This window comes from Nonomuraea sp. NPDC003804, assembly GCF_040610675.1.
Taxonomy (GTDB): Bacteria; Actinomycetota; Actinomycetes; order Streptosporangiales; family Streptosporangiaceae; genus Nonomuraea.
In genome coordinates this window covers 60,531-77,309 of sequence record NZ_JBEXMT010000016.1, presented here as the reverse complement: position 1 = coordinate 77,309, position 16,779 = coordinate 60,531, and the positions used below count along the sequence as shown (strand labels likewise).

General features: G+C 71.1%; 14 protein-coding genes. 10 read left to right on the top strand and 4 right to left on the bottom strand.

Annotation, left to right across the window (positions count from 1 at the left end):
- The first annotated feature begins 9 nt into the window (after positions 1 to 9).
- Positions 10 to 399 (top strand): peptidase inhibitor family I36 protein, encoded by a 390-nt coding sequence (locus tag ABZX22_RS22485; RefSeq protein WP_354912189.1) that lies wholly within the window; start codon positions 10 to 12, stop codon positions 397 to 399.
- Between the two features lie 60 nt (positions 400 to 459).
- Here ABZX22_RS22485 and ABZX22_RS22480 read toward each other — a convergent pair whose 3' ends face one another.
- Complete coding sequence (locus ABZX22_RS22480; RefSeq protein ID WP_354912186.1) at positions 460 to 1,182, bottom strand: PIG-L deacetylase family protein; 723 nt, start codon at positions 1,180 to 1,182, stop codon at positions 460 to 462.
- Positions 1,183 to 1,303: 121 nt separating this feature from the next.
- Between ABZX22_RS22480 and ABZX22_RS22475 the strand changes: the two genes are divergently transcribed.
- Positions 1,304 to 1,858: an HIT domain-containing protein gene (locus ABZX22_RS22475; protein WP_354912184.1), complete on the top strand. Its 555-nt coding sequence runs from the start codon at positions 1,304 to 1,306 to the stop codon at positions 1,856 to 1,858.
- Positions 1,859 to 1,909: 51 nt separating this feature from the next.
- Here ABZX22_RS22475 and ABZX22_RS22470 read toward each other — a convergent pair whose 3' ends face one another.
- The 3 genes from ABZX22_RS22470 to ABZX22_RS22460 all read right to left on the bottom strand — a co-directional run bounded on the left by ABZX22_RS22470 (position 1,910) and on the right by ABZX22_RS22460 (position 8,005).
- Positions 1,910 to 3,976, bottom strand: coding sequence for a hypothetical protein (locus tag ABZX22_RS22470; RefSeq protein ID WP_354912181.1), 2,067 nt, complete (start codon positions 3,974 to 3,976; stop codon positions 1,910 to 1,912).
- Between the two features lie 252 nt (positions 3,977 to 4,228).
- Positions 4,229 to 5,782: a family 10 glycosylhydrolase gene (locus tag ABZX22_RS22465; protein WP_354912179.1), complete on the bottom strand. Its 1,554-nt coding sequence runs from the start codon at positions 5,780 to 5,782 to the stop codon at positions 4,229 to 4,231.
- 111 nt (positions 5,783 to 5,893) lie between these two features.
- The gene (locus ABZX22_RS22460; protein WP_354912502.1) at positions 5,894 to 8,005 is read right to left on the bottom strand and encodes an elongation factor G-like protein EF-G2; all 2,112 of its coding nucleotides are present in this window, start codon (positions 8,003 to 8,005) and stop codon (positions 5,894 to 5,896) included.
- A gap of 203 nt (positions 8,006 to 8,208) precedes the next feature.
- Between ABZX22_RS22460 and pgsA the strand changes: the two genes are divergently transcribed.
- From pgsA to pdxT, 8 genes are all read left to right on the top strand, one after another.
- Positions 8,209 to 8,832, top strand: a complete 624-nt coding sequence (pgsA, locus tag ABZX22_RS22455; RefSeq protein ID WP_354912176.1) for a phosphatidylinositol phosphate synthase — start codon at positions 8,209 to 8,211, stop codon at positions 8,830 to 8,832.
- A complete protein-coding gene (locus ABZX22_RS22450) occupies positions 8,829 to 9,725 on the top strand; it encodes a phosphatidylinositol mannoside acyltransferase (protein WP_354912174.1) in 897 nt (298 codons plus the stop codon). The genes pgsA and ABZX22_RS22450 overlap by 4 nt, the downstream gene beginning before the upstream one ends.
- Entirely contained in the window at positions 9,722 to 10,828 is a 1,107-nt protein-coding gene (locus ABZX22_RS22445) for a glycosyltransferase family 4 protein (RefSeq protein ID WP_354912171.1), read from the top strand. Before ABZX22_RS22450 ends, ABZX22_RS22445 begins: the two co-directional genes overlap by 4 nt.
- The gene (locus ABZX22_RS22440; protein WP_354912168.1) at positions 10,825 to 11,367 is read left to right on the top strand and encodes a hypothetical protein; all 543 of its coding nucleotides are present in this window, start codon (positions 10,825 to 10,827) and stop codon (positions 11,365 to 11,367) included. The genes ABZX22_RS22445 and ABZX22_RS22440 overlap by 4 nt, the downstream gene beginning before the upstream one ends.
- A 64-nt stretch (positions 11,368 to 11,431) precedes the next feature.
- Positions 11,432 to 12,439 (top strand): DUF3048 domain-containing protein, encoded by a 1,008-nt coding sequence (locus ABZX22_RS22435; protein WP_354912165.1) that lies wholly within the window; start codon positions 11,432 to 11,434, stop codon positions 12,437 to 12,439.
- Between the two features lie 108 nt (positions 12,440 to 12,547).
- Complete coding sequence (pdxS, locus tag ABZX22_RS22430; RefSeq protein WP_354912162.1) at positions 12,548 to 13,441, top strand: pyridoxal 5'-phosphate synthase lyase subunit PdxS; 894 nt, start codon at positions 12,548 to 12,550, stop codon at positions 13,439 to 13,441.
- Positions 13,442 to 14,287: 846 nt separating this feature from the next.
- Positions 14,288 to 15,994 carry an alkaline phosphatase D family protein gene (locus ABZX22_RS22425; RefSeq protein WP_354912159.1) on the top strand — a complete coding sequence of 569 codons (1,707 nt, stop codon included), beginning with the start codon at positions 14,288 to 14,290 and terminating at the stop codon, positions 15,992 to 15,994.
- Between the two features lie 204 nt (positions 15,995 to 16,198).
- Positions 16,199 to 16,777 carry a pyridoxal 5'-phosphate synthase glutaminase subunit PdxT gene (pdxT, locus tag ABZX22_RS22420; protein WP_354912157.1) on the top strand — a complete coding sequence of 193 codons (579 nt, stop codon included), beginning with the start codon at positions 16,199 to 16,201 and terminating at the stop codon, positions 16,775 to 16,777.
- Positions 16,778 to 16,779 lie beyond the last annotated feature (2 nt).

The following is a 16,779-nucleotide window of genomic DNA, read 5'->3' as shown; positions in this document are numbered from 1 at the left end:
GGAACATCCATGCGACTCACGCGCATCCTGGTGGCGGGCGGGCTCGGCCTCGCCGTCCTCACGGCGGTGACCGGCGCCGCGCAGGCGTCGAGCACGGCGGCACCCAAGTGGAAGTGCTCGAACGGCAACGTCTGCCTGTACGACAAGGCCAACGGGGCGACGCTGTTCTGGCAGGAGAGCGAGTGCGGCGTCCACGGCCTGGGCACCGGCTATCTCGGCAGGGCCAGCTCGGTCAGGAACAGGACCGGCTCGACCGTGACGCTCTTCTCGGTCTTCCAGCCCAACGGCGCACCGAACACGCTCGCCGAGGAGATCGTCTCCGTCGACGACAGTGACCGGGTCAACCTCGAGGACGACGAGGACAACGCGACCGCGCTCGTCTACATCCCGTGCGACTGACGCGTCCAAGACCGCCCCTGCCGCCACCCGCGGCAGGGGCGGTCCCGTGCCGGCGACCGCTCAGCGGGCGAACAGCTGGAAGGTGACGGCGGGCCGGCCGCCGAACCGCTCGGCGGCCTGGCGGGCGACGCCTTCCAGGAAGGCCCTGCAGTACGCCTCGGGGTTCTCGTCGGTCAGGGCCTCGATGTAGGCGCGGTGCTCCAGCAGCGAGCGCACGCCCACCTCCAGCGTGTCGGTGACGTCCACCGCGTGGGTGGGCTCGTCGGCACCCGCCACGGCCACCCAGCGCACGCCGTCCCACGGCTCGGGGCCGGCGTCAGGGAAGATCCACCGGTTGCCGGCGTCGCCCGCGGCGTCGAGCACCGCCCTGCCCACCGCCCGGTGGTCGGGGGTGTTCCAGTACCTCCCGCCCCACGTGTCGCCGAAGTTCAGGGTGATCAGCAGCTCGGGCCGGTGCCTGCGGATGGCGGCGGCCAGGTCACGGCGCAACGGCAGGCCGTACTCGATGACACCGTCCGGATGGTCGAGGAACTCCACCTGCTCCACCCCGACGACGGCCGCCGACGCGCGCTGCTCCCGCTCGCGCAGCGGACCCGCCTTGGCCGGGTCGACGGTGTCGATGCCCGCCTCGCCGCGCGTCACGAGCAGGTAGGCCACCTCCCGCCCCTCGGCGGTCCACGAGGCGACGGCCGAGGCGCAGCCGTACTCCAGGTCGTCGGGATGCGCGACGATCGCCAGCGCGCGTCGCCAGTCCTGGGGCATGGGTGCCAGCTGCTCGGCCATCGGCTCCTCCATGATTGTTCTCGGGGTACGGCAAGCGTAACGATCCCGACCAGGTCCTCCGCACCGCAGGAGGACGGTGCTCCCCGCCGACCCTGCCCGCCATGGTCATATGCTGCAGAACATGCAGGAGAGCGAACCGATGGAGCAGGCTGGGGCGGGGTCGCCGGACAACTTCCAGCGGCTGTGGACACCGCACCGGATGGCCTACATCAAGGGGGAGAACAAGCCGAGCGGCGAGGGGGCGGGCGACGGCTGCCCGTTCTGCGAGATCCCCAAGATGAGCGACGAGGACGGCCTGGTCGTCGCCAGGGGCGAGACGGTGTTCGCGGTGCTCAACCTCTACCCCTACAACTCCGGCCACCTGATGGTCTGCCCCTACCGGCACGTCTCCGACTACGACGAGCTGAAGGACGAGGAGATGACCGAGCTGGGCGACTTCACCAGGCGGGCGCTGCGCGCGTTGCGCAGGGCCGGCGGCGCCCAGGGTTTCAACGTCGGCATGAACCTCGGCCACGTCGCGGGTGCGGGCATCGCCGCCCACCTGCACCAGCACGTCGTGCCCCGGTGGGGCGGCGACACCAACTTCATGCCCGTGGTCGCCAGGACCAAGGTGCTGCCGCAACTGCTGCGCGACACCCGCACGATGCTCGCCGACGCCTGGCAGGCCCCCGCCTGAGCCGGGATGGCCACGCGCTCCCCGGGCGGTGCCCGGGGAGCGCGTGCCCGCCTACACCTTGGCGAGCGGGCGCTCCTCGGCGGCCGCCGCCCCCGGCAGCGCCGCGATGCCCGCGGACAGCACCAGCGGGATCGCCAGCGCCAGCGCCATGGACAGCACCGCCGCGCCCGAGTCGTTGACCAGGGTGCCGACCACGCCGCTGATGAGCGTGCCGATCAGCCCGGCCTTGAGCGCGGGGGAGTAGTCGAAGGCCGCCGGGAGCACGCCCGCGGTGGCCTGGTCAGGCCGCATGATCGCGTAGACGAGGAAGGCGACCGCGGCGATCACCACCGGCATCAGGGTGGGGCTGAGCAGCGTGCCGAGCATCGCCATCAGCTTGCGGACGATCACGTCGAGCGCCTCGCCGCTGATCACCTGCCCGACGAACCTGCCCAGATGCGACTGTTCGGCCGCCGGGCGCAGGTAGTTGGCGACCGCGAAACCCATCACGGTCACGCCGCCCGCCACGCAGAACGCGCCCAGCTTCCACAGCGAGATCCGCTTGCCGAGGATCAGCAGCGCGGTCACCGCGATGCCGGGCACGAACGCGATCACCCCGCCGAAGTCGCTGCCCATGCCCGAGCCGCCCAGCACCATCGCGAACGTGCCGAGGACCGCCACCACCGCCGCCCCCCACGGCCGTGACAGCCGGTGCGCGATCACCGTGGAGGTCAGCAACGTGCCGGTGGCCAGCAGCGCGAAGGGGATGTTGCCCAGGCCGTAGTAGCGGGCGCCCTGCTCGGCGCTGAAGCCCATGAAGCTGTTGAGCTGCAGGGTGGTGCCGGTCAGCAGGTCCCCGGCCAGCGTGACCGCCGTGACGCCCGCGACCACCGCCAGCGGGCCGAGCGGGCTGCGCCGCCACGGCCCGGCGAAGGCCGCGACCGTGATCACCACCAGCCAGGCCAGCATGCCGCCGAACAGCTCCAGATGGGTCGACCACGGCAGCAGGTTGACCAGGATCGAGGTGATGGGGATCGCCGCCAGCGTCACCGCCGCCAGCCGTACCCAGGACAGGCCCTTACGGCGGCGCAGCAGCACGAACGCCACCGCGTAGAACAGCACCTGCAGCACCGCGAGGGCGATGAAGTAGTAGCCCTTCACCGAGCGCATCGTCTGGGCCGTCTGGTCGGACTCGGCCATCCGCTCGAACGTGGCGCCCGGCCCGTTGACCCGCATGACCTGGCCGACGACGCTGTCGGGCACGGGGACGCCCAGCCTGGTCAGCACGGTGGTGGTCAGGTCGGGCAGGATCGAGATGTCCTCGCGCCGGGTCGAGGCCGCGCCGAGCGCGTGCCCCTGCGCGCCCGGCTGCCGGAGGGCGGCGACCCGCAGGTGCGGCACGGAGCCGTGGTCGGACATCCCCACCAGCAGGATCGTGGTGTCCTGGGGCAGGACGGCCAGCAGCGCGCCCGCCTTGGCGTCGGCCAGGCGCAGCGCCGCGCGCCGCTCCTGGGCCGACAGCTTGTCCGGGACGGTCGGCAGCTTGCCGTCGTCGGAGATGTAGGGCCTGATGAGGTCGTCGACGTCCATGGCGACCAGGCGGCAGCGCTCCAGATCGGCCGCCTTCACCGCGAGGGGCGAGGCGTAGTAGGTGGCCACGGCGCCCTTGCCGTCGGCCAGCCCCAGGGCCGCGCCGGGACCGACGGCGATCGCGCACCGGCCCGCCTTGGCCAGCGTGTCGCCCAGCAGTCCCGCGTAGCGCTGCCCGGCCACCTCGTGCAGGTAGTCGTAGTCGGGGATGACCGCGCCGCTGCCCTGCTGCTCGGGCATGGGCGGCGGTCCGCACCGGTAGCCGGAGGCCGAGCGGATGCCCGCCGACACCGTCAGCCAGCCGTCGTAGGGGCAGGTGATGTTGCCGACCGTGCGCACCGACATCGAGCCGATGGCGCTGCCGCGGGCCAGCTCCCACAGGTTGGGTGTGTCGGCCTGGGACAGGTCGTTCCAGTGCAGGCCGGACACGCCGATGAGGGCGACCCGCTCGCCGTCCGGAGCCTGCGCGCGGTCCGACGCGTGCGCGGGGGCCCACCCCAGCAGCATCTGGCTGACCAGCACGGCCAGCATCAGCAGGGTCCGCCTCACGCACGACCTCCCGAGACTCGACTTCGTCGGAGGGCACGCTACACCGGCTCGTCGCTGTCAGGTGACGAGCTCGGCACACCGCCACCCTATGCGGGCGCGCACGCGCACCGGGGTGTCGCCCCCGCGCACGGCTCGGGCGCCGGGCCGCGCGGGGCCGGCCCGCGCGCCCGGGGAGCCTCCCGTGGCGGGGTTCCCGCGCCACGCGGGCGCGTGGCGCGGCCTGCCAGCCGTACCGGCGGATCAGGGGACGGATCAGGCCGGGGAGACCGCCGCCTCGGCGGGCTTGCTCTCACGGGTCAGCGGGTCCAGGGCCGTGACCTGGTAGGTGCCGGGCTTCTGGGCCGTGTATGAGGTGCCGGTGACGATGGCGACCAGGTTGCGCGAGTCGGTCGACTGGCAGCTCTGCCCCGAGGCGGGCACCCGGTAGACGGCGTAGGAACGGGCGCCCTCCACCGGGCTCCAGGTCAGCGCCGCACCCGACGCCTTCAGCCCCGACGGCTTGGCCGGCGCGTCACCGCCCTTGGGCGCCGGCAGCAGGGCCGGACGGGCGTAGTGCTCCTTGGACAGGCGGTCCATGGCCTTCAGCGGGTTGGCCAGGACGTTCGTGGCGCTGAAGTAGACGTCGCCGTCGATCTCGGGGTACTTGCGGTTGAACGCCAGGTGCGCGGGCATCTCACCCGGCTTGGTCCAGGTAGCGACGTCTCGCGCGCCGACCCGGTAGAGGCCCTGGCCGATGTACAGGCGCACGTCGGTGCCCTTGACCTCGTTGGCCCACCAGGCGGCCAGCACGTTGTAGTCGGCCGCCTTGAACCCGCGCGGCCAGTAGAGCTGCGGCATGACGTAGTCGACGGTGCCGGACTTGATCCACGCCCTGGCGTCGGCGTAGATCGAGTCGTAGGCGGACATGCCGGAGGTGGCCGAGCCCGTCGGGTCCTGCGCCTTGTTGCGCCAGATGCCGAACGGGCTGATGCCGAACTTCACGTCCTTCTTGGTGTCGTGGACGGCCTTGTGCACCTGGGCGACGAGCGTGTTGACGTTGTCGCGGCGCCAGTCGGCGAGCTTGGCGCCCTTGCCGTACTTCCGGAACGCGGCGGTGTCGTTGAACATGGGGGCCGCGCCCGGGTAGGGGTAGAAGTAGTCGTCGAAGTGGACGCCGTCGACGTCGTAGCGCTTGACCACGTCCGTGACGACCTTGACGACGTGCTCGCGGACCTGGGGCAGGCCCGGGTTGTAGTAGTACTGCTCGCCGTACTTCACCAGCCAGTCGGGGTGCTGCCGGGCGGGGTGGGCGGCGGGCAGCCGGCCCAGGTTGGCGTCGTAGGCGGCGCGGTACGGGTTGAACCAGGCGTGGAACTCCAGGCCGCGCTTGTGCGCCTCGGCGGTCAGGAACGGCAGCGGGTCCCAGCCGGGGTTCTTGCCCGGCGTGCCGGTGAGGTACTGCGACCACGGCTCGTGCGGCGACTGGTACAGCGCGTCGGAGGCGGGCCGCACCTGCACGAACACCGCGTTGAGGTTGCGCTTGACCGCGTTGTCGAGGATCTTGACGTACTCGGCCTGCTGCCGGGCGGGGCTGAGGCCGGTCGCGGAGGGCCAGTCGATGTTCTTGACCGTGGCGATCCAGACGCCGCGCAGCTGGCGCTTGGGGTATCTGACGTCGGCGACGCACTTCTTGACCGCCTTGGTGGCGGGCTTGGCCTTCGTCTGTGGAGCAGCGGCCTCGGCTCCTGGTCCGCCGAAGGAGTAGGCGGCGGCGGTGGCGGCGATCGCGACAGCGGCGGCGGCGAGAAGAGGTCGTCCGGTACGCATAGTCCCCCAGTGTGACATCGCCACCGGGATGCTTCGACCAAAAATCGCAATGGATTTGTGATCCTAGTGTGACTCAGGGGGAGGGCGTTACCCTCCCCCCGTCGAGGGGCGTCAGTCCTGAGCCGTCACCTTCTCGGTCAGATGCGAGGGCAGGGGCTCGTAGCGCAGGAACGTGCGCTGGAAGGTGCCCGTCCCGTGCGACATGGACCGCAGGTCGATCGCGTAGCGGGTGATCTCCAGTTGCGGCACTTCGGCCTTCACCAGCGTCCGGCCCGTGCCCACGGGCTCGGTGCCCAGCACCCGGCCACGCCGCGAGGACAGATCGGACATCACCGAGCCGACGTGCTCGTCGGCCACCAGCACCGCGAGCTCGTCGACCGGTTCGAGCAGCAGCGTCGGCACCTTGGCGGCGGCCTCCTTCAGCGCCAGCGAGCCGGCGATCTGGAAGGCCATGTCGGAGGAGTCGACCGAGTGCGCCTTGCCGTCGTAGAGCGTGACCCGCAGATCCACCATCGGATACCCGGCCAGCACCCCCCGCTCCATCTGCGTGCGCACGCCCTTCTCCACCGACGGGATGAACTGGCGGGGGACCACGCCGCCGACGATCTTGTCCACGAACTCGAAACCCCCGCCGGAGGGCAGGGGCTCGACCTCGAGGTGGCAGATCGCGTACTGGCCGTGGCCGCCGGTCTGCTTGACGTTGCGGCCCATGGCCTGGCACCTGCCGCCGAACGTCTCGCGCAGCGGCACCCGCAGGTCGACCCGTTCGACCTCGACGCCGTGGCGCTTGGCGAGCCGGTCGAGCAGGACGTCGGCGTGCGCCTCGCCCATGCACCACAGCACCAGCTGCCGGGTCTCGGCGTTGTTCTCCAGCCGCAACGTCGGGTCCTCGGCCACCAGCCGGGCCAGGCCCTGCGACAGCTTGTCCTCGTCGGCCTTCGACCTGGCCCTGATCGCCACCGGTAGCAGCGGGTCGGGCATGCTCCACGCCGTCATGAGCAGCGGCCGCTCCGGTTCCGACAGCGTGTCGCCGGTCTCGGCCCGCGACAGCTTGGCCACCGCGACGATGTCGCCCGCCATGCCCTTGGCGATGGTGCGCTGCTGCTTGCCCAGGGGGCCCGTCAGCGTGCCGATGCGCTCGTCGACGTCGTGGTCCTCGTGCCCCCTGTCAGCCAGGCCGTGCCCGGAGACGTGCACGGTCATGTCGGGGCGCAGCGTCCCCGAGAAGACGCGCACCAGGCTGATGCGTCCCACGTAGGGGTCGCTGGTCGTCTTGACCACCTCGGCCACCAGCGGCCCGTCCGGGTCGCACGCCCTGACCTGGACGGGCTTGCCGTCCGGGGTGGTGATCTCGGGAAGCGGGTGCTCGAGCGGCGAGGGGAAGCCCTGGGTGATCACCTCGAGCAGTTCCTGCGCGCCGATGCCGGCGCCGCTGGCGAGCACAGGATAAAACGTGCCGCGGGCGACCGCCTTCTCCAGGTCGTCGATGAGCACCTTGGGGTCGATGGCCTCGCCCGACAGGTACCTCTCCATGAGCGACTCGTCCTCGCTCTCCTGGATGATCCCCTCGATCAGGCTCCCGCGGTACTCCTCGATCCGCGCCTCGTACTCCGCGCCCGGCTCCTTCTCGGCCCGCTCGCCGGTGACGTAGTTGTAGAACTTCTGCGACAGCAGCCCGATCAGCCCCGCCACCTTCCCGTTGGTCACCACGGGCAGGTAAAGCGGCGCGACCCCGTCACCGAAGATCTCCTGACACTCGCCCAGGACCTGGTCGAAGTCGGCGCGGTGGTGGTCGATCTTGGTGATCACCACGGCCCTGGGCATGCCGACCTGCGCGCACTCCTCCCACAGCATCTGCGTCAGCCCGTCGATGCCGTCGGTCGCCGCGACCACGAACAGCGCGGCGTCCGCGGCGCGCAGCCCGGCCCGCAGGTCGCCCACGAAGTCGGCGTAGCCCGGCGTGTCCAGAAGATTGATCTTGATCCCGTTGTGGACGATCGGCGCGACGGACAGGTTCACCGAGCGCTGCTGGCGCACCTCCACCTCGTCGAAGTCGCTGACCGTGCTGCCGTCCTCCACACGGCCCATCCGCGGGATGGTGCCCGTGGCCGCGAGCAACTGCTCGACCAGGGTGGTCTTGCCCGCTCCCGAATGGCCGACCAGGACGACGTTGCGTATCCCGTCCGCCCTCTCGGCCGCTGGTGCCCTGCCCGCGGCTCCCATGGCCGCGCCGTGGTGCTTGTCAGCCACATCGCCTCCGCTTCCGTGGGACGGAGCCCGCAGGGTACGGCGCGCGCCGCCCAAATCGTCGTTCGATCCAGTGCCGCCGCCCAGCGGAATTACCGCAAAGGACGCGGTTAGTTCACCAAATACCCGTGTGGCGAATATCACAAGGGGGGCGAGGCAAAGAAGTGGTGGCGGCCCACATGGCCTACGATCGGAGCGCGATGCTCAAACTCCTGCGCCCGGCCATGACCCGGATACTCACCCCGCTGGGCAGGGCACTCGTCCGCCGCGGGATAGGCCCGAACGCCGTCACCGCGATCGGCACCACCGGCACCGTGGTGTGCGCCCTGGTCCTCTACCCCATGGGCCAGCTGTGGTGGGGCTCGCTGGCGATCACCGTGTTCGTGCTGTTCGACCTGCTCGACGGCGTCGTGGCGCGGATGGGCGGGGGCGGCGGCAGCACGTGGGGCGCCTTCCTCGACTCCACGCTCGACCGGGTGGCCGACGCGGCCGTCTTCTCCGGCCTGATCATCCACTTCTTCCTCCAGCGCGACCTGCTCATGACGGGGGTCACGCTGTTCTGCCTGGTCGCCGGCGCGCTGGTGTCCTACGTCAAGGCCAGGGCAGAGGGGCTGGGAGTCGGCTGCGACGTGGGCCTGGCCGAGCGGCCCGAGCGGCTGGTCGTGGGGCTCGTGTCCGCGGGCCTGTCCGGCCTCGGCGTGCCGTACATCCTGGCCTTCGGCATGTGGCTGCTGGCGGCGGCCAGCGCCGTCACCGTCGTCCAGCGGATCGTCCACGTCCGTCGCCAGATTGGAGCCCGATGACCTCCCTCCAGGACCGTGCGGTGGCCGCGGGCTTCGCGGCGGGCTGGACGCTGCTGCCGTACCTGCCGGAGCGGCTGACCGCGGCCGCCTTCACCCTCGTGGCCGACCGGGCCTGGCGCCGGCGGGGCAAGAGCGTGCGCCGCCTCGAGCACAACCTGGCCAGGGTGACCGGGCTGGCCGAGGACAGCCCCGAACTGCGGGCGCTCAGCCGCGCGGGCATGCGTTCCTACCTGCGCTACTTCCACGAGGTCTTCAGGCTGCCGAAGATGCCCGTCGACGAGGTCGTGCGGCGCACCCACGTCACCGGCGACGAGCACATCTGGAACACCGTGGCCGAGGGGCGCGGCGTGGTGCTCGCGCTGCCGCACATGGGCAACTGGGACCAGTCGGGCGCATGGCTGGTCGGCTGCGGGCACCCCTTCACCACGGTGGCCGAGCGGCTCAAGCCCGAGTCGCTGTTCCGCCGCTACGTCGCCTTCCGCGAGGGCCTCGGGATGGAGGTGCTGCCGCTGACCGGCGGCGACGGGCACACCTTCGGCGTCCTCGCGCAGCGGGTGCGCAAGGGCGGCATCGTCTGCCTGCCCGCCGAGCGCGACCTGACCAAGGGTGGCGTCGAGGTGGAGTTCTTCGGCGCCACCACCAAGGTGCCGGTGGGCCCCGCGCTGCTGGCCGTCAAGACGGGCGCCGCGCTGCTGCCGGCGACCATGTGGTTCGAGGGCCCCGACTGGGGTCTGCGCATCCACGAGGAGGTCGAGGTACCCGCCTCCGGCACCCTCCAGGAGCGCACGGCCGCCGTGGCGCAGAGCCTGGTGACGGTGTTCGAGAAGGGCATCGCCGAACACCCCGAAGACTGGCACATGCTGCAGCGTCTGTGGCTGGAGGACCTGAAGTGAACGTCGGCATCGTCTGCCCTTACTCCTGGGACGTGCCGGGCGGTGTCAAACAGCACATCGACGACCTGGCGCAGGCGCTGATGGCCCAGGGGCACCAGGTCTCGGTGATCGCCCCGGCCGAGGAGGACGCCGAGCTGCCGCCGTACGTGACCGGTACCGGCAGGGCGGTGCCGGTGCCGTACAACGGCTCGGTGGCGCGGATGTCGTTCGGCTTCCTGTCGGCGGCCAGGGTGCGGCGCTGGATCCGCGAGAACGACTTCGACGTGCTCCACATCCACGAGCCGCTGGTGCCCAGCCTGGGCGTGCTGGCCTGCTGGGCGGCCAAGGGGCCGATCGTGGCCACCTTCCACGCCTCCTTCAACCGCTCGCGGGCCATCGCGATCGCCGAGCCGATGCTGCGCAGCGCGCTGGAGAAGCTCAGCGGCCGCATCGCCGTCTCCGACGCCGCCCGCAAGAGCCTGGTCGAGCAGTTCGGCGGCGACAGCGTGCTGATCCCCAACGGCGTGACCGTCAGCCGCTACACCCAGGCCGAGCCGCTGCCCGGCTGGGGCCCCGACGGGCGCACGCTCGGCTTCCTCGGCAGGATGGACGAGCCGCGCAAGGGCCTGCCCGTCCTGCTCGAGGCGCTGGAGCAGGTGCCCGACGCGAGGCTGCTCGTCGCAGGTCCGGGCGAGGTGAAGATCCCCAGGTCGATCCGCGACCGCGTCACGCTGCTCGGCATGGTCAGCGAGCAGGACAAGATCCGCGCCTACCACTCCGTCGACGTCTTCGTCGCGCCCAACACCGGCGGCGAGAGCTTCGGCATCGTGCTGGCCGAGGCCATGTCGGCCGGAGCCACCGTGCTGGCCAGCGACATCCCGGCCTTCCGCCGGGTGCTGGGCGACGGGCAGGCGGGCGCGCTGTTCCCCAACGGCGACGCGGCCGCCCTGGCCCGCGAGGCGCGCGCCCTCCTCGACGATCCCGAGCGCAGGGCCAAGCTGGCCGACGAGGCGCTGCTCGCCGTGCGCAAGTACGACTGGTCCACGGTCGCCCGCGATGTCGTGCGCGTCTACGAGACCGTCACGGCCGCGGCGGGACGAGTGGAGGAAGACACCGTCGCATGAGCACCACGATCATCGTCCTGCTCGTGGGCATCCTCATGGTGCTCACCGCCGTCTACGTCTCCTGGCGGGCCGGGCGTCTCGACCGGCTGCACATCAGGCTGGAACTGGCCCGCGAGGCGCTCGACGTCGCGCTGGTCCGGCGCGCCGCCGTCGTGCTCGAACTGGCCGGATCCCGCCTGCTCGACCCCGCCACCTCCCTGGTCCTGGCCGCGGCCGCCCACGAGGCCCGTACGGCCGGCCCCGAGGAGCGCGAGCACGCCGAGAGCGACCTGTCCAGGGCGCTGCGCGCGGCCGTCGACCAGGACAGGTTCAGGGAACGCATCAGCGAGTCGCCGGGCGGCCTGTCGCTGCTGGAGGAGCTCGACGCCGCCGTCGCCAAGGTCGTCTACGCCCGCCGCTTCTACAACAACGCGGTCGCCGTGACCCGCACCGCCCAGCGCCGCTGGCTCGCGCGCAGCCTGCGCCTGGCCGGACGCACCGAGTATCCCGAATTCTTTGAGATCGATGACAATCCGCCCGAGACCATGGCAACCGAATGACCCGTTTTAGGGGAGCCCGGTAAGCTTCCTTCCGTTTTCGTGGCCGAGCGGAGGAGTTGAGCAGGTGCGGGTAGCCCGAACGATCGCGGTGACGCTGGCGGTGCTCGCTCCTGTCGCGGCCTGCTCGAGCGGGGGCGGAGCGGCCTCGCCGTCGAAGGCTCCGCAGGCGGCCCCCGTCTCCGCCACGCCGACGCCCGAGGTGAGCAAGCACCCCTTCACGGGCCTGCCGTACGAGGAGCTCGAACCGGTCCTGGCGGTGAAGATCGAGAACACCGCCGCGGGCAAGCCCCAGATGGGGCTGAAGAGCGCGGACATCGTCTACGTCGAGCAGGTCGAGGCCGGCCTCACCCGGCTGATGGCGGTCTTCTCCTCCAAGCTGCCGCCCAAGGTCGGCCCGGTCCGCAGCGCCCGCATCTCCGACCTGCACATCACGCCGCAGTTCGGCAAGCCCGCCTTCGCCTACTCCGGCGTCCAGTCCAAGATGCTGCCGTTCATGGCGGAGGCGTCGCTGTTCGACGTCGGCGACACCCGCAACCCCGGCGCGTTCTTCCGCCAGCCGGGCCGCTTCGCCCCCTACAACCTGTTCGCCAACACCAAGCAGCTGCTGGCCAAGGCGCCCAAGGCCAGCCAGGCCAAGGACATCGGCTTCACCTTCGGCGACGCCCCCGCCGAGGGCGGCGTGCCGAAGAAGTCGTGGACGGTCAGATGGCCCGCCGCCCGCTTCACCTTCGCCTGGTCGGAGGCCAAGAAGCAGTGGCTCGTCTGGCAGGACGGCAAGAAGGACATGGCGGCCGAGGGCGGCCAGCTCGGCGCCCCCACGATCGTCGTGCAGTACACCAAGACCGAGCGCTCGCAGTTCCACGACAAGAACCAGAGCTACACCCCGCTGGTCCACTCCGTCGGCAAGGGATCGGCCATCGTGCTCCGCGACGGCAAGGCCTACAAGGCCAAGTGGTCGCGGGAATCGGAGGAAGAGGGGACGACGTTCACCACTGAGAGCGGTGAGCCGATGAACTTCGCGCCTGGCCAGGTGTGGATCGCTCTCGCCAGCCGCAAGCCCGTCATTCCTTAACGTACAAAATCCCGCCTCGACCCTGACATGGTGGTGTGTCCGGTCGTGGGGTGTTAAGGACCTACGATGGGCTTGAGAACTTACCGACCTGCCGTTGTGAGGAAGACCGTGTCTACCAGCCCCGTCACCGGAACCGCGCGCGTCAAGCGCGGCATGGCCGAGATGCTCAAGGGCGGCGTCATCATGGACGTCGTCACCCCCGAGCAGGCGAAGATCGCCGAGGACGCCGGGGCGGTCGCCGTCATGGCTCTGGAGCGCGTGCCCGCCGACATCCGCGCGCAGGGCGGCGTCTCCAGGATGAGCGACCCCGACATGATCGACGGCATCATCAACGCCGTCTCCATCCCCGTCATGGCCAAGGCCCGCATCGGCCACTTCGTCGAGGCGCAGATCCTGCAGTCGCTGGGCGTCGACTACATCGACGAGTCGGAGGTGCTGACCCCCGCCGACTACGCCAACCACATCGACAAGTACCAGTTCACCGTGCCGTTCGTGTGCGGCGCGACGAACCTGGGCGAGGCGCTGCGCCGCATCACCGAGGGCGCCGCCATGATCCGCTCCAAGGGCGAGGCGGGCACGGGCGACGTCTCCAACGCCGTCACCCACATGCGCACCATCAGGGGCGAGATCAAGCGCCTCACCTCGCTGCCCGAGGACGAGCTGTACGTGGCGGCCAAGGAACTGCAGGCGCCGTACGACCTCGTCGTCGAGGTGGCCAAGACCGGCAAGCTGCCCGTGGTGCTGTTCACCGCCGGCGGCATCGCCACGCCCGCCGACGCCGCGATGATGATGCAGCTGGGCGCCGAGGGCGTGTTCGTCGGCTCCGGCATCTTCAAGTCGGGCGACCCCGCCAAGCGGGCGGCGGCGATCGTCAAGGCCACCACCTTCCACGACGACCCCGACGTCGTCGCCAAGGTGTCGCGCGGCCTCGGCGAGGCGATGGTCGGCATCAACGTCGACGAGATCCCGCAGCCGCACCGCCTGGCCGAGCGCGGCTGGTAGGCCCGCCCTCCCGCGACTGAGCGGCATCCCCTCGGGGGTGCCGCTTTTTCGTGCCGCCTCCTCGTCGCGCCCTTTTCCCGTCGCGCCTCCTTCGTGTCGCCCTCTCCTTGCCCCGCGCCCTTTTCCCGTCGCGCCTCCTTCGTGCCGCCCTCTCTTCGCTCCGCCCCCTCTGCGGGTTCGCGTCGCGCCCTCTTCCTGGTCGTGGTGCGGCCTCTTCGTGGTGCGGCCTCTTCGTGCCGCTTCTCGCGCGACCCGCCGCCCGGCACAGCGGATCCTCGGTGCCCGTCCCGGGCCCTCCACGCCCCACTCAAGGCCCGGTGACGGCCGGCCCTTTCCGCGTACTGGCTGGTGGCTGGTCATGCGCCTCGCTGAAAGGACCAGCAAGGGCCCGGCCCATCCCAGACCCCCGCTCCAAGCTCCCGGCCCCCGGTCTCCGCCCTCGGCCTTCCCTGCCCCGCCCTCGGCCTCCGCCTCCGGTCTCCGACCCCGGCCTCGGCCCCCGACTCCCGCCCTGCGGCCCTTGCTTCGTCCCCCGGCTCGTGTCCCTTGCTGCCGGCCCGGTCCCGGTCCCGGTCCCGGTCCTGGAACCGGCCCCGGACCCTGGCCTGGCCTTGGGCGCGGGGCGTGGGCCAGAGTCCGCTTGGCGGGCGCCAGGGGCGCCGCCGTGCGGGAGCCGGTCCATCGGTCGCGCGCCACCGGTGCGACAGGGGCGGACGGAGGAAATTTCCGTGAATCGCGAGACCGTTGGTAAAAAGCGCCTTTTGTGTGACAGATGGCGTTAACCAGGGGGTCATGATCTTGGGCCAGGCTACGGGCGTCCCACCCTAGATCGCCTCGGGAGCACCCGTGTCCAAGCTCAACCGCCGCTCCTTCCTCGTCACCGGGTTAGCTGCGGGCGCCACCGCCGCGCTCCCCGCCGCCGCCTCCGCCACTCCGGCCGACCCGGCCCCCGCCCCAGCCGCCGACCCCGCCGCCGAGAGCGCCGCCACCCTGGCCTCGCGCGGTCTCAGGTCGGACCCCTTCACGCTGGGCGTCGCCTCAGGCGACCCCGACCACAGCGGCTTCGTCATCTGGACCCGCCTGGCCCAGCAGCCGCTCGCCGAGGACGGCATGGGCGGCATGCCCCAGCGTCCCTTCCTCGTCCTGTGGCAGGTCTACGCCGACGAGCGCTGCCGCCGCGTCGTCCGCGCCGGTGTCGCGACGGCCGCTCCCGAGTGGGGCCACAGCGTCCACGTCGAGGTGGACGGCCTGTCGTCGGGGCGGGAGTACTGGTACCGCTTCCGCGTGGGCCCCTACGTCTCGCCCGTCGGCCGCGCCCTCACCGCCCCGCACCCCCTGGCGTACGGCGGAGCGCTGTCCATGGCGTTCGTCTCCTGCGCGCAGTACGAGCACGGCTACTTCACCAGCTACCGCCGCCTGGCCGAGGAGCACCCCGACCTGATCCTGCACCTGGGCGACTACCAGTACGAGTACACCAAGAACACCTACACCATCCCCGGCGGCAACGTCCGCCACCACGAGGGTCCCGAGACCGAGACGCTCGCCAACTACCGGCAGCGCCACGCGCAGTACAAGGCCGACCCCGACCTGCAGGCCGCCCACGCCGCCGCGCCGTGGCTGGTCGTGTGGGACGACCACGAGCTCGACAACAACTGGGCCGACGAGGTGGCGGAGAAGCCCGAGGTGCCGCAGCCGAACTTCCTGCAGCGCCGCGAGGCGGCCTTCCGCGCCTACTACGAGAACATGCCGCTGCGCCGTACCTCCATCCCGCAGGGCATCGACATGCAGCTCTACCGGCGGATCCGGTGGGGACAGATGGCCACCTTCCACATGCTCGACACCCGGCAGTACCGCGACGACCAGGGGTGCGGCGACGGCTACCGGGACTGCCCGGCGGCGGTGGACCCGGCCCGGTCCATCACCGGCGCGGCGCAGGAGGAGTGGCTGATCAACGGCTTCCACCACTCGCGCGCCCAGTGGGACATCATCGGCCAGCAGGTCTTCTTCGCCCAGCGCGACAACAACGCGGGACCGGCGAAGGTCACCAGCCAGGACGCGTGGGACGGCTACGTGGCCTCCCGGCGGCGCATCACCCAGGGCTGGATCGACGCGAAGGTGCGCAACCCGGTCGTGCTCACCGGTGACGTCCACGCTCACTGGGCCAGCGACCTGAAGCTGGACTACGACGACCCGACGGGGCCGTCCGTGGGCGCGGAGCTGGTGGCCACCTCCATCAGCACCGGCGGTGACGGGAAGGACTCCGACCCGGCCACGCAGCCGTTCCTGAAGATCAACCCGCACCTCAAGTTCTACAACAACCAGCGCGGATACGTGCTGACGAAGATCGAGCGGGAGCAGATGTCGGCCGACTTCAAGGTCGTGCCCCAGGTGCGGACGCCCGGGTCGGAGGTCTACACCAGGGCGACGTTCGTGGTGGAGGACCGGGTGCCCGGCGTGCAGCAGACGTACCTGCGCCCGATGGACCCGTCGCTGCGCGCGGCGTCCGAGATGACGATCGAGGAGACGGTCCGCCTCGAGACCGAGCGCCCGTAGACCACGCGGGGACGGCCGCGACGTCCGGAACCCCTGCCGCCTGCCCTCGGGCCCGGTGGCGGGGGTTCTTGCGTGGTTCCCCGCCGCGGCGACCGGGCCGTGCCCCTCCTCCAGGACGACCCCCGCGGAGGCCGCCCGGTAGGAAGAGCACGGCCCGTCGTGGTGTTGAATCAGGGGAACCCGGACCACGAAGGAAGGACGACCGTGCCCAAGATCGGTGTACTCGCACTCCAGGGAGACGTGCGCGAACACGTCCGCATGCTGGAGGAGGCGGGGGCGGAGGCGACGGCCGTGCGCAGGATCGCCGAGCTCGAGGCCGTCGACGGGCTGGTCATCCCCGGCGGGGAGTCCACCACGATGTGGAAGCTCGCCGAGATCTTCGAGCTGCTGGAACCGCTGCGCCTGCGCGTCAAGGAGGGCATGCCCGCCTACGGCTCGTGCGCCGGCATGATCATGCTGGCCGACCGCATCCAGGACGGCATCGAGGGCCAGCAGACGATCGGCGGCATCGACATGGTGGTCAGGCGTAACGCCTTCGGCCGCCAGGTCGACTCCTTCGAGGCCGATCTGTCCTTCGCGGGCGGCCCTGTACACGCTGTCTTCATCCGCGCCCCATGGGTGGAATCGGTGGGTTCCGACGTCGAGGTGCTGGCGACCGCGCCCCCTGGGGATAGGATCGTCGCGGTCCGACAGGGACCGCTGCTCGCGACATCGTTCCATCCGGAGCTGACCGGAGACGCTCGCGTGCATGAATATTTCGTCAACATGGTGAGGGAGCTCTAGGT